The sequence below is a fragment of the Streptomyces sp. NPDC050287 genome, assembly GCF_044459385.1.
In the GTDB taxonomy this organism is placed as follows: Bacteria; Actinomycetota; Actinomycetes; order Streptomycetales; family Streptomycetaceae; genus Streptomyces.
Window position 1 is genome coordinate 11,785 of record NZ_JBITIY010000008.1, and the last position, 11,601, is coordinate 23,385.

The window sequence follows — 11,601 nt, forward strand, 5'->3', positions numbered from 1 at the left end:
GGGGCCGGTAGCGGTGGCATTACTCACCTTTGTGTAGCCGATCACCCGTCTGATGCCTACGCTTCGCCGTCGTTCGGCACATACTCGCTGCGGGCCGCTTCGTGATCACCGCTGATCCCGGCTAGGGGGACTGGTCCCGCCGGGAGCAGTTGCTCCCGGCGGCTAGCTGGTGGCGCCGCCCAGAGCAGCCGCCAGATCCCTCAACGTGTGGAATGTGAAGGGGCCCCCGACGAATCCCGCCGGCACCGGCGCACGGGTGACAAAAATTGCCCTGACCACACGCGGCTCAGCTGACGTCGGCAAGCCAAGGGCCGCCGTCACCTCGTTGGCATAGGGTGCGAGGTCTTCGAGTTTCCGCTGGAGTTGTGCCGCATAGCACGGTTTTCGGTGGTCGACGTAGAAACGGTCCAGATGGCGTCGGATCTCTGGTGTCACGTGGACGTCGGCTGGGTCCTTCACCTCGATCAGCCAGATAACCGAGTCAGCCCCGCGCCCAGCGACTACATCGATCTCGGTCTGGAGCGAGGGAACCCCTAGGCGCTGGGGATCCTGCTCCCGGATGCGCTCCTCGACCACGTAGCCAGCCCCCCGTAGCGTTTGTGCCACCTCGGTCTCAAGGGCTCTGTTCTTGCGGTCACGAACCGCCTCCAAAGCGTCTGCCACCCGGCGCGGGGGCGGAGGCTGTGTCCAAGGCAGGATTCCTTGAGCCACGAAGTTGCCGTAGATGCCTGCACTCGCGTAGCAGAGCTGCGGGCTGACGACGAGCTGCCCATCGCTGAGTTCGGCCAGGGGCTGGACGACGAGTCGTTTCTGCCTGCTGCGCGCATGCCACGGCTTCCAGTCGGCAGCCTGCAGCGCGGAGGATGTACTGGTGAGGAGCCCCTGAGCAGCAGCGATACGGGCATGTCCGTCAGGTTCCGCCGCGAGACGCAACGTGTCGTGCAGGTGTTGCCGGACGGTATCTGCGGGGACGGCCACCGCATCCGGATCGTCAGGCTCCAGCGGCCATTGGGCCATAGAGAACAGGACTTGCAAGATATCGCTCACTGATGCTCCGTATGCGGCGAGCATGGCGGCATCAACAGCTGGATCGACGAGTTCGTCGATCTGTTCCTCGTCAACGACTTCGGCTGCTGCGCCAACCTCGTCAGTCTGCTCGTGACTGCCGAGCATCGCCGGAGCCGCGAGCATGTGAGCCGCTCGGGCCCGTCTGAACGCGCTGAGGTCCAGATCGAACACCCGGGAGCCTGCGCTCCCCGACTCGGCATCGGCATCGGCATCGGCATCGGCATCGGCCAAGTCGGTCACCACGGTGATCTCATATGCGTCGCTGATTCTCAGTCCGGTGGGACGAACTTGATGATGAATCGCTTCGCTCCGCATCGTCGCGGCCAGATAAGCGGAGGCCGCAGCGGTGATCTCCATCCACGCGTACTGATCCACGCGGCGGATTCCAGTGGGTTGAGCGCGCAGAGCTGCTTCGATCGCGATTTCGTTGCTGCGCCTCAACCACAGATGCTCTTGCTCGAGTTCTGTCTGACGCTCCAGTGGGTCCCAGGCCACCGAAAGAAGGCGGGAGGACTGTTCGAGATCACGGAATTGCTGGTTCTTCGTCGCCAAGGTGCGTTCGATCTGCCGCATCCCGACAGTGACAAGGTCGTCAGCGGAGTGTTGAGCGAGACGACGGTTCAGAGCATCCAACGCGGCTGGCGCCAGCACATCACGGTCAAGCACTTTGGCCTGTGGGCCCACGTACGTTCCGGGTGCGATGCCAGCTGCCTGCACAGCACGGGCCACCTCCTGGTCCATCATGCCTACCAGATGGGCATCTACCGGCCACGGACGGGCAAGGTGTGGACGGCTCACCGGCGCTGTCATGATGCGGATCGCAAGTGTGGGCGGAGCGACGTGCCAGGCCGTTGCCACCGTGTCGACCGTACTCGCCGGCAGATCGCTCTGCTCCAGAAGAGACTTGATCGTCTGCGCCATGACATCCCGCGTAGTTGCGGCGTCACGGTCGGTCTGCTCCGCGAGCAACTCACAGTCAACGAGGAACTCAGCATGGATCACCCGGCCGTACGCACTGGACTGTGCTTCGGCAGATCCGACCCGGATGGAATCGGCGCGATCACGATCGTCCGGCGTAACGGGCCGCATTTCGAGGATGTAGCCGACCGGTGAGGCTTCGTCATGCGCCGCTCTCCACGCATCATTCACCTGCTCGAAGCCGAAGGCGTACGAGCCTGCGAGGTCGTGGAGAAGTTGGTGATGGATGTCGCCCCACGCCGGGTGCGCGGAACGTATGGCCACAGCAGGGGCGCCGGCCCGGATCCGCCAGCCGTACAGGTCAGGGCGGTCGTGGTCCGGCGGTCGGGTTACCTCATCCGCATGCGCTCGGCGCCACTCGTAGATCCCGTATGGGCCCTGTCCAACAGGGTCCAAGGCATCCCAGGAGTCGATTCCCGGCAGGGTGAGCAGGGCCAGCGCCTGCTCGAGTTCCTGCAGGCGCTGGCCGCGTTCCCACTCGGCGGCGCTGTGGTGAGGGCTGACCATCATCAAGTCCGGGGCCCTGCCGCCACTGAAGAACGTCTTATTGTTGCCGCGCCACCACTCCCATAGGTCAAACGCCTCCCAGACGACCATGTGGGGTCTGTCCGGCGCCGCAAGTTCACGGCAAAAGGTATAGAGATCCGTGTCGCTGTCGGCGGTGGTCGAGGCCCAGAGCAGATCCTCAAGGGACATGGCGGCAAGCCCCGGTCGCTGGGGCGCAACCAGATGTCCGGCAGATGCGACGAGGAGAAGGGGAACTACCTCCGTCCCTGCGGGAAGGGTCAGGGACCCACCGGGCAGCGGCACACGAACCTCTTCGTCCGGATGGGCACGGGCATGCTCGCTGATCCGCAGCACTGCTGGTTCCTCCCGGAAGGGAGCATCCGTCAGATGAGGGCGGGCGAACAGCTGTACCAGCAACGCCCTGGCAGGGCCGAACATCACCACCCACTGCACAACGTCGCGAGGGGAGACAGCCGGGCCGCTGCTTGTGTCAGGGGGACCGACAATCTTGTCCGAGAACCGCCACAGAGCTCGGCGTGCACGTTCAGCTGCGAGCTGGGCAAATCGCAGGCTGACGTTCGCTTCTGCCGAGGCGGCGTGCCGAGCGAGATCAACGACGCCCTGCCCCATGCTTTCGGGCAGGAAGCCCAACGGTAGCCAGAATCTCGCTGCGCCACCGTCGGACTGCTGATGGGAAACGGCCAGGTACTTGCCGAACGTACTCTGCGGGGAACGGGGGTCGTAAATCGGCTCCCCCTGTTGTGCGGTAGCCCAGTCGAGCGCGGCCCGGAACGTCTCGGAAGGGGCGACCCTCGCGTCCACCTGACTACTCACAAGCACCTGCGCCGCCACGAGTTCCTCGTCGGTCAGCGTTGCAGGACCCTCGGTCGGCACGTCCCCATCGGGCCACGATGAAGCTAGTGCCCGCATGGCCAGATCGGCGTACCGCAATCCCACCTCGACGTATTCGGAGATCCCGAATCCCAGCTCAGGCACAAGAACCGAATCTGTCGCCTGAGCCACCGTCTTCCACCGCGTGACGTCGGCCAGTGGCCTCTCCACCTGGCCCGGAGCCAGCCGCAGCACCTCGTCACCGAGCCGCGCGAGCACAACCTGACGGGGATCGGACGGAACGAAATCTTCCAGTCCAGCCAGCCAGGGCGCTTCCCGTCGACAGGCATCCAGTAGCCCGCCCACGGTCACAGCCTTGGCGGACGACCGCCCGGTTGGCGGCACAGCAAGCACTTGCTGAAGGAGGTACCCGACAGACGCCCACCTGTGCCGGGTCCCGGGACTGGCGCCCGCCGCAGTGAGCAGAGCCTGCATACTCGCCATGTCCATACCTGCGAGTCGTCGGCCCAACCCTTGAGGAGCTGTCCGCCCCGTCTTCTTCCGGCCCTTGCCCACATCGCCCCCGTTCTCTTGAGTACGCCAGCATAGAAAGCTGGTGTCCGAAAACCCACTTCAAAATTGTCGTGTGCAGGTGGCTGTGCAGTATCAGGACTTCCTTGACCCGGATGTCGCTAGAGTCGCTGGGCAACTGACGATCACCAATTACGCCTGGGCCGTGGTCTTCTGCTTGAGGCGCTGTAGTAGTCCTCCCACTCACGCAGCTTGTCGTTGAAGACCTCGGCGTCGTCGATGATGGCGCCGTCGAGGAGCCGGTAGACCTCCTCGGCGTCGACCCGCTGGGAGCGTTCGGCCTTGCCGTTCAGCCGTGGTGTTCGGGGCTTGATGTAGGTGGGGCGATGCGCTTGTCGAGCACGTGCCGTGGAAGGCGGACTGGAACTCGGCGCCGTTGTCCGTCTGGATGACCTCGCCTGGAACGGCAGGCGCTGGATGACGCAGTCGAGGAACTGGATGGCGGTGGCCTGGTTCAGCGTCGGGTAGATCCGCGGCACGCGCAGCCGGGTGCAGTTGTCGATGGCAGTGAACTGGAAGTACTTGTTGCGGCCTCCGCGCCGCCCTGGGGCATCGAGGCGAGCGGCTCGATGAACTTCACGTCGATCTACACCCGGGGGCCTGGCAGTTGCTTCTCGTACCGGTTCCATCGGCGGTCGTGGCGCTTGTAGCGCTGCGAAGTCGGCAGCCGGCCCATGTCCAGTCGGTTGAAAATCCGCCGCACACCCGACTTGCTGATGGTGACCCTCGTGGTACGGCTTGAGGCATCGCGATCTTCCCGGGCCCGAAGTGGCAGCCTGCCTCAGGCAGTGTCGGTGTGAGGTCTCAGGAGATGCTTGACCCTTTGTCCTCCGGACATGGTTGACACGTTCGGCTGAACGTCGGTCATCTCCCGAACATCGGTGTGGCCGTGGTGGTTTCGTCGGTCGTCGTGGATGTGCAGCAGCTGGCCGAGTACCGCTACCGGGCTGTCCGCGAGGTGCTGGGCGGGTCTCCAATCGGTGAGGTCGCAGCCCGGTACGGCACCTCGCGTCAGACTCTCCACAGCTGGCGACGGCGGTTCGAGCAGGAAGGCATGCCCGGCCTGCTGGACCGCTCCCGGCGCCCGCGGAACAGTCCCACCCGCCTGTCGGCCGAGGTGGAAGCCGAGATCTGCGAGCTGCGTCGCCGGCATCCCCGGTGGGGTGCCCGCCGGATCGTTCACGAACTCGCGGGCCGGGGGCTGGAGTCGGCGCCGTCGCGGGCCACGGTCCACCGGGTGCTGTCCCGCAACGGCTTGGTCCGCACCCAGGAACAGCAGCACCCGCGCAAATACCGCCGGTGGCAGCGTGAGGCGCCGATGCACCTGTGGCAGATGGACCTGGTCGGCGGGGTTCCGCTGGTCGACGGCCGGGAGTGCAAGATGGTCACTGGCATCGACGATCACTCCCGCTTCGTCGTGATCGCCTCTGTCGTGGCCGTGCCCAGCGCCCGCGCGGTGTGCTCGGCCTTCACCGCCGCGATGCGCCGCTACGGGGTGCCCTTCGAGGTCCTGACGGACAACGGCAAGCAGTTCACCGGCCGCCATACTCGCCCCCAGCCGGTGGAGGTGCTCTTCGAGCGCATCTGTCGGGAAAACGGCATCACCCAGCGGCTGACCAAGCCGCGCTCGCCCACCACTACGGGCAAGATCGAACGCTTTCACCGCACCCTGCGCGAGGAATTCCTCGATCACGTCGTCCCGTTCGAGTCGTTGGCCGCGGCCCAGGAAGCGATCGACGGCTGGGTGCACGCCTACAACCACCAGCGCCCGCACCAAGCCCTGAACATGGCCACCCCCATCAGCCTCTTCCGGCCCCACACCGCCGCCGGCCGCGATCACCAGCATCCTGAACAGGCAGTCGCCGAACCGGAGGTGTCCGTCGAGGTCGTCGAACCGCCCGTCCTGCCGCCGCAGGGCACCGCGATCGAGTTCGAGGTGCGGGTGCCTCCCAGCGGCGAGATCACCCTGGTGTCGGGCAGGCAGCGAGTCGGTATCCACCAGGCACTGGCCGGCAGGACGCTGACGGTCTGGGCGAACCACCGCAGCGTCCGCTTCCTCCTTGACGGGCACCTCGTCACCACGGTCCCGTCCCGGCTGCGGCCGGAGGATCTCGCCTACCTGACCATGCGCTACGGCGCCCGCCCGGCCGGTCCCGAGCCCGCACCCGCCGCCCTGCCCAGGGCCCGCAGCGGCACGGCCATCCTCGCCGCCGGCGAACCCGTCGAGGTCGACCGCAAGGTCCATCGCGACGGGATCGTCGCCCTGGCCGGCGGCCGCTACCAGGTCGGATTCGCTCTCGCCGGCCGCACGATCACCCTCCGTCTCGACGGACACCTCATGCACGCCATCGCCGACAACGCCCTGACGGGAACGTGGCCCTGTCCCGTTCCGGCCGACCGTCTGGGGCAGATCGACGGGGCACGGACGGCGACGTCTCCGCTGCCGCCTCCGCCCCTGCCGACCGGTTCCATCCGGGCCCAGCGCAAGGTGCATGCAAGCGGACGCTTCATGATCAACGGCCAGTTCATCAAGCTCGGCCCGCGGCATGCCGGAAAGATCGTCACCGTCGTCATCGAGGACACCCACTACCGGATCCTGCACGGAGAGGACGAACTCGCTGTCCGCCCCCGCAAGAACCTCGGACCGATCACCAGGCTCTACGTCAAAGGCATGGGCACCCAGAAGGACCGTCAAGGATCTCCTGACGACGAACCGTCAAGGAAGTCCTGAGACCTCACACCGACAAGGCAGATGATTTTCCCGACCACTCGACGTGCGTCGCGTTCGGGCTGTGCTTGGGTGCCTTGGAACAGGTGCGCAGGCCCTCCGCGCCTCGGCGTCGCAGGCGCGCGATGCGCGCGCTGGAGGCGAGACTGGGAGGTAGACCCGCGCGTCCCAGCGAGCGCGACCCACACCTGCGCATTCAGATGTAGAACTTGAATTGAGGCAGTGGCTCCCGGTCAGATGGGATCTCCCTCATGATCTCGCCAACCAGCCCGGAGAACTTGATCGTGATCGGCAGGAGCCCGCCCAGTGCGGCCGAGTTCCAGTTGAGCTTGGTGAGCGCGAGAACTTCCTTCAATAGGGCGTCCCGTGAAGAGTCCTGCCCGACGTGATCAGCAACCTGGAGCGGCGCCGGAACGTGCATCCCGTGGAATTCGTTGAGCGCGGATATGTAGCCCGTCGTGTACAGGTAGTCCAGCTCCCCGAAGCTGAAGCGGGTTCCGCGCAGCGGCGGATACTTCGAGGTGGTGATGAGACGAACCCGGCTCTGCGCCTCGAGCGCCATCAGATCGTAGCGCCGCACGCGGGACTCGATTGCTGCGCGGAAGCCATCACGTTCGTCTGGCCAGTATCGCGAGGTTTTGTGGACCACGACGCGAGCGGGGGTCTGCTTCATCACCGCCTCGTACCGGTCGAGTACCAGTGCCATCAGCTGGTGCGCGCCGTCGGCCGTCAGGTGAGGCGAGCGGCTCCCGGTCTTGTTCGGATCCCACTCGAATTCGTGTCCCCGTAGAACGAGCCCTTCCCCTCGCTCGTCAAACGCCTGCACGAGGCTGGTCTGCATCGTCGCAGCGGCGCTGCCCAGCGGCCGGTAGAAGCCGATGCCGACGTAGCAGGTCCCCGGTGTGAGTCCGTACGGACTCCACGGATAGCCTCCCGCCTTGCAGTACATCGCAGTGAAGAAGTTCCACGCGATGCGGGAGGGCGGTGTCCTGTCGCGCCCGTCGAGGGTGGGAGCCCGGACGATCTGCGTCGGCAGGCGGAACTTCATCGCGCTTGCCTTGAGGGCACGGCGCAGGTCCCGATGGACTGCGCCGGTCTCTTTGCTGGCGTAGTCGGCCGTGCCGCAGCGCGTCACGATCTGGTCGGACAGCGCGATCACCACGTAGTCGGGGACGCTGTCACGCTCTGCCAACTGCCGGAACTTGGTCTCGAACAGGGTCAGGGCAGCGTGGAAGCGCTCCTTCTGTGACTTGATCTCCAGTACCTGCCGCAGTTCGGCCTGCCCGAGTTCTTCATTCCACGCATCGTCGAATTCCAGCGACGAGAAGAACCCGCGATCGGGCATCCACCCGGGGAACTCCGGATTGTGCACGTCTCCGCGTACGCCCTCGGCGCGACTGCTCATCCAGGTACGGGCCGCCTCGACGAGCTCTGCGGTACCGATCAGCCCCACGCGCAGCCGGGTGGGGTGGCGGCCTGATGCCGTCCAGGAACGCGGCCCGTAGCGTGCGATGCCGGCCTTGGGGTCGATGTGCAGACCGTCGTCGGCGAACTGCAGCAGCGGTTCAGGAAAGTAGGTACTCGCGATGAGGGACGGCGAGCCGACCGGCGAGACACTCGGTGGAGCAGGGCGTGCCGTCATCGCAGCGTCTCCTCCGCGTCCTCGTCGTCTTCGCCTGCGGGATCATCGTCCTCGCCCAGACCTCCCGCCTCGGCCCAGGTAAAGAGGTCGTCCACGTACTCGACGTTCTTGAAGGGCATGTCGTGCTCGGCGGGAATGCCCGGCCAGCGCACCTGCCCGCTGCCAAGCGACGTCGAGACGATCAGATTCTGCCTGTCTGTGCCGAAGGGGAAGAAGATCCGTGGAGTGCTCCTGCCGAGGAAGTCCCGCCAGAACTGCACTTCGCCCAGGAGATCGTGGTTGAACAGGCGGGACTTCTTCCGGGTCACCTGCCGCCCGATGTACTTGGCATGTATTGACTCGAAGCCGTCGGAGGTCACACGAAGCTCGGGTCTGACGCTCAGGCACCACTGGTTGTCACCGACGAGGAAGAAGCGCAGCGAAACAGCACGGTGAAGCCAGTAGTTGCGAGGCTCTCCGGTCGCTCGCTTCTTGGGCTGCCATACGACGCCCCGGGTCGCCCTGCTGGCGTTCAATGGCCGGTACGGAACGGAACGTTCAACGCCGGCCTCCTCAGGTTCGAAGTAGTAGCGGTGGTGGTCGTGGTCAAGCCGCAGTCCCAGACGTCCGGTGAGTTTGTTCAGCGACCGGTTCAGCAGCGCGACGTACCATCCCAGTCTGTCGGGATCCGTCCACCACTCCTTGGTGGAGAAGCGCTCGGTCTCCGTGCACGCCACCACGCCAGCGAACGGGTTCCTTGTGTCACGCAGGTCCTGGAAAGCCCACAACCGCCCCTCACGCAGGATGAACGGCGTCATCATTCCGGCAGACGCCGGGGCCGACCGTACCTCGTTCTCCCGGCCGGAAGAGCAAGGGGCTCCGTAGATATATCGCGGCATCTGCGTGACCGGCAGCACATTGCTGTACACGGTGTCGCTGACCATCGGAGGCAGCTCCGACGGCACATTGGAACGCCCGCCGAGCCTGCGCTCGATCCGCTGCTCGTGTGTCTCCTTCATGGCCTGCAGACGCTCCACTGTGTACTTCGCAAGCGCACCATCGGAGTCGATCAACTGGTGATGCTGATTGCACAGCAAGATCAGATTCTCGTACCGGTTGCGCTCCTCCGGCGTCAGCGGCGAATCGCCTCGCGGACCGTTCGGGCTCTCCGCGACAATATGGGCCATCTCGCCAAGCACCACAACGGGGTCCTGCGGCGCCCCCTGGGCCGTCAGAAGCAAGCCACATTCGGGAAAGGCACAGATATTGCCAGAACGCTGAGTCAACTTGCGTTGCTGCGCGACAGGTACGGCCACAACACCTCCTCCGGGTATCCACATGCTACGGACGACCTCTGACAATGGCCCTCCCTCGCACAACAAGCGAACCCCCGGGACTCGGCCGCTTCGCGGCACCCACTGCGCAGCCATTGCCTGAACGAGTCCTCACCAACTCCGCCCAGAGGCCACTGAGAGTAGAGGGTCACGACACGCCGAAGGCACTCAGTAGCGCTTGCTCTGAATCACCATGCTCCGGCAGTCCGGCAGACGCATCAGCACATCCGCGCCATCGTCGTGCGAGCCACCATCCATCACCCATCAGGAGTGCCCAACTCGAACTCGTCCTGGCCACTGGCCCGTTGGCGTGGAGCGATCCGTGTGGCGACGCGGAACATCCATCTGCTCACCCACCGGGTTGAAGCCTGCGGCGTATCTACGCGCTCTTCGCCCTCGACAATCCACGTTCAAGATCCGGACCATACGCGGACCACCGTCCGTCAACTCCCCTACGAACTACGCGTTTACCCTGGTCAGGGGCATGCAATGGCTGTACCACCAACAGACGAAGAATTTGCTGGTGAGCTACTCGCCGAAGAAGCTGGGCTTCTTCTAGACGCATACGAAAAGGCGCCTGACCAGGGTTTTCACCCGTCAGGCGCCTTCCGCTCTCGAAGGCCGCCGCCTTCTTCGACATCGCTGCCGGCCTCGGCGGGGATGCAGAGACCGGCTCGCACAAGCCCGGACCGATGCCCGTCCGGAACCGCTCACCGCGTCAGCCCGATGGTCGCCTACTCGCTCAGAGCGCAGGAACCGGTGAGAGAACGGACACCTGCGCGCCCGCTCGGCGGGCCGGCGCGGAGTCCATGGCCCGCGTTGTCGGACGGGTCCGGCCGTCGGCGAAGACGTACAGGCGCAGCACCAGGAAACGACCGATACCGGCGAGGCCGGCGGCGCCGAGGTAGACGGCTTGCTCGTAGAGAGTCGCGGCCGACGGCCGCACCATGTGCAGGACGAACACCGCGGCGGAGGTCACCGCGTAGGCTGCCGTGGCTGATCCCGCCGACTGCCAGTGCTGGCGCCATCCGGCATGCCCTGTCCCGAAGGTGAAGCGTGCGTGGAGCTCCGTGCCGAGCGCAGTGGAGGCGACGGTGATCAGCGCGTTCGCCACAGGCCAGGGCATCAGTCCTGCGAGCACCGCCACGGCGGCGCTGGAGGCGACCCCGACACCGCCACCGAACAGGACGAACCGGGCAAAGGAGGCGAGTGGACCGGAGGCACTCAGACCGCGACGCGCCGCAGCCGCATCGGCCTTCCTCCGCTCCGCCTCCCGCGCTTCGCCCACCGTTACCGGCTTCAGCTTCGATGCGACCAGCGACGCCACAGGAAGTCCCTTTCGGACGGGGAGGGCGAACCTCCTGAACCGGCGGGGCTCACACAACTCTGCCGCCCGACCGCTTCCGTTTTGCATTACGACCATACGACTACAGTCGCCGATCCCTGACAAGAGTCCGACCCGGTTTTAAATTATGACCGTACTCACATGGGTGGCACGGAGCAGGCGTGGCCCAACGGCGATCTGCTCACCCGGCCGCCACGGACGTGGTCAGCTCATGGAGTGCGAGGGGATTTCCGCCTGACGCGCGGAGTGGTCGCTCCGCATCCCTGACGAGCGACGTCAAGGATCCGGCCAAGGGCTGCCTGCTCCTGGCGCCGTCCGTCCAGGCCCCTTTGCTTGAAAGCTTCATGGCTGCTGCCGCCGGAGCGCTCCTGCTACCTGCGTTCCGGACTTCGCCATCTCCGTGACCGATACGGTGACAGATCCGCTTGCAGCTCGCTGTCCGTAGCGTCGGGGGTGGTCAGCGCACCCGCCGCGCGCGCACCGCGTAAGACGACATGGCGACCGCGATCATCGAAACCGGAAGCAATGACAGGACGTTGGCGGATCTGGCGGTGCGGGGGTCAAAAGCACCGTTCTTCAGCATCACGATCTCCGCGAC

Annotated in this window: 7 protein-coding genes; 1 reads left to right on the forward strand and 6 read right to left on the reverse strand. The window is 65.5% G+C overall.

From position 1 onward, the window contains the following. Positions 1-162 precede the first annotated feature (162 nt). Both ACIBK3_RS28140 and ACIBK3_RS28145 read right to left on the reverse strand, forming a co-directional pair. On the reverse strand, positions 163-3,750 hold the full coding sequence (locus ACIBK3_RS28140) for a hypothetical protein (protein WP_269649213.1): 3,588 nt from the start codon (positions 3,748-3,750) through the stop codon (positions 163-165). A gap of 350 nt (positions 3,751-4,100) precedes the next feature. Beyond that, positions 4,101-4,454 carry a hypothetical protein gene (locus tag ACIBK3_RS28145; protein WP_269649212.1) on the reverse strand — a complete coding sequence of 118 codons (354 nt, stop codon included), beginning with the start codon at positions 4,452-4,454 and terminating at the stop codon, positions 4,101-4,103. 410 nt (positions 4,455-4,864) lie between these two features. Here ACIBK3_RS28145 and ACIBK3_RS28150 point away from each other — a divergent pair, with 410 nt between their 5' ends. Next, positions 4,865-6,706, forward strand: a complete 1,842-nt coding sequence (locus tag ACIBK3_RS28150) for an IS481 family transposase (protein ID WP_269649210.1) — start codon at positions 4,865-4,867, stop codon at positions 6,704-6,706. A gap of 193 nt (positions 6,707-6,899) precedes the next feature. Here ACIBK3_RS28150 and ACIBK3_RS28155 read toward each other — a convergent pair whose 3' ends face one another. From ACIBK3_RS28155 to ACIBK3_RS28170, 4 genes are all read right to left on the reverse strand, one after another. Continuing rightward, positions 6,900-8,345: a hypothetical protein gene (locus ACIBK3_RS28155; protein ID WP_269649209.1), complete on the reverse strand. Its 1,446-nt coding sequence runs from the start codon at positions 8,343-8,345 to the stop codon at positions 6,900-6,902. Further along, positions 8,342-9,640, reverse strand: a complete 1,299-nt coding sequence (locus ACIBK3_RS28160) for an HNH endonuclease (RefSeq protein WP_269649208.1) — start codon at positions 9,638-9,640, stop codon at positions 8,342-8,344. The genes ACIBK3_RS28155 and ACIBK3_RS28160 overlap by 4 nt, the downstream gene beginning before the upstream one ends. A gap of 760 nt (positions 9,641-10,400) precedes the next feature. Further along, positions 10,401-10,886 (reverse strand): hypothetical protein, encoded by a 486-nt coding sequence (locus ACIBK3_RS28165; protein ID WP_399370491.1) that lies wholly within the window; start codon positions 10,884-10,886, stop codon positions 10,401-10,403. Positions 10,887-11,460: 574 nt separating this feature from the next. Beyond that, complete coding sequence (locus ACIBK3_RS28170; protein ID WP_399370028.1) at positions 11,461-11,586, reverse strand: hypothetical protein; 126 nt, start codon at positions 11,584-11,586, stop codon at positions 11,461-11,463. Positions 11,587-11,601 lie beyond the last annotated feature (15 nt).